We start from the raw sequence: 1977 nt of genomic DNA on the forward strand, positions 1-1977 counted from the left end.
CGTAATGATGGCGATTTCCTCAACGCTATTGAGTTTGGGGTGCGCGATTTTGAGGATCTGACCTCTACCGAAGTGGCTGAGCCTGCACCGTTGCCAGCGTTCAAACGTGATAAGTATGGGCAGATCGAAGCAACCATCGACAACGCATTCAAAGCGGTAACCCGTCCTGATTTTGTTGGGGTCGATATCCGCTTTGATCAGTTCCGAGATGAAATCATGTTCGCACCATCGGGCACATCTCAGTGGCAGACATTCAGTGATGCTGAATACTCGCGTTTGCGTATCACGTTGGAAAAGCGGGGCTTTAAAGCCGTCGGACGTGAGCTTGTTCGGGATGTGGTGTTATTGGTTGCGGATGAAAATCCCTTCGATTCGGCTATTGAATGGTTGAATAGCCTGAAATGGGATGGGATACCCCGCATTGAGCGGTTCTATCATACGCGAAGAAATGAGAATTTGTAATGTTTTGCAGGCGTGTAATTTTAAACGTGTTCAGCGGCGTGTGGGTGGGAAAGTCACGCGGATCTTCGAGTCAATCCACTAACTTTATATTAACTAGGTTGGTACGGTTGGTACAGGTGGGGTTGACGTACCAACCTGTACCAACCGAGGGAGTAGGGTTGGTACGCTTTCAGGCCAGAGAATATAAGGCGTGTACCTACGGTACCAACCGTACCAACCTAGTTATAACTACCCCATTATATATATAAGGCGTTCAAGGGAAAGGTTAAGAGATCGATGGTACAGGTTGCTACAGGTTGGTACACATATATATATAACAGCTAGTTAGCTCGACGCGACTAGCGTTCGCACCGGATAAAGCACACCGGCACGTAAGCACGACGGCAACTGGTAAAAGTTTTCACAGTACACGAAACTACAGGGCAAAATTCTATGCGCAATATTCAGCAAGTTTTAGTTCGATGGGGCGGGTGGTCGTCAAATCTAACCAATGTTGGCTGGTCGTCTGTTGCTGCGGGGTTCAGCGGCCTCCTGCCCGCGAACGGCGATACCCGGCTGACATGCAGCGACGAGGACGGATTGATCATTGATTTGTGCGTGGCACGACTCCAGGCAATAGGGCAGGGCGAGGAATTGGAATATATCCAACAGCATTACATACACGGGCGTTCTAAACGCGAGATTGCCCGCCAATACGAAACAAACGAGCGAGAGGTCAGGCACCGTATACAATGCGGTGAGCGTTTCGTAGCCGGGTGTCTAGATACACTGGGAATTCAATTAGATATGGATTTAATGGTTAAAAATCAACCAATCGAAACATGAAAACTAGTGCGACCCGCAAAAACTGTGCTATTGTGATAAGAGTGGTTTTTATACCCTGCGAAAAGGCGCCTAACATTGGGCGCCTTTTCTTTTGGGCGAAAAGTGGAAACTTGGGAAAACAACCGTTAGACATCGAGATTTACCTGAACCCTAATAGTGGCGATTTGTTAACAAAATGTTATATCGAGAAATGGCCTAAAATGAGCGAGAAGATTGTCGCTTTTACATGTTTGAGGTAGCGTTTTGATTGAGTTGAAAAGTCGGGGTTCGTGTAAGAACCATTATGTTAAATAGGGCCTGTTTTTAACAAATTATCTGTGCCATTCGTTGACCGCTCACAATCGTTTAAATCTCGCTATACGGGGGTATTTTGAGACGGCAACTGGGGTGAGCGGTCAACGAATGGCATATTTGGTCGCCAACTACCGAGACAGTGTTGGGTGCGTTGCGGAGTTACCTATTCCAGCCGACCGCAAACGCTCATATCGGCAGGATCACAATTTAACATCTAAAAACGGGCAGGCTAGGCCTGCTATAAGCGGCGCACATTGCGTATCTACGCCCTCAATTCTGAGGGCGGCATCTCCTATTAACTCAATCACAGGGGTAACCATCGTTCACCCCACGGACGCCCATTGTTCAAATGGGGTGGAATATGAAGATGAAAGAAAATCCTGATTTATGGGCTGA

General features: G+C 47.5%; 1 protein-coding gene and 1 pseudogene. Both read left to right on the forward strand.

Annotated elements, in window-relative coordinates:
• A pseudogene (locus tag AAY47_RS18840) lies at positions 1 to 441 on the forward strand (replication protein); the annotation flags it as partial.
• A gap of 453 nt (positions 442 to 894) precedes the next feature.
• On the forward strand, positions 895 to 1287 hold the full coding sequence (locus tag AAY47_RS18845; protein ID WP_047771856.1) for an antiterminator Q family protein: 393 nt from the start codon (positions 895 to 897) through the stop codon (positions 1285 to 1287).
• Positions 1288 to 1977 lie beyond the last annotated feature (690 nt).

Source organism: Xenorhabdus griffiniae, assembly GCF_001028135.1.
In the GTDB taxonomy this organism is placed as follows: domain Bacteria; phylum Pseudomonadota; class Gammaproteobacteria; order Enterobacterales; family Enterobacteriaceae; genus Xenorhabdus; species Xenorhabdus bakwenae.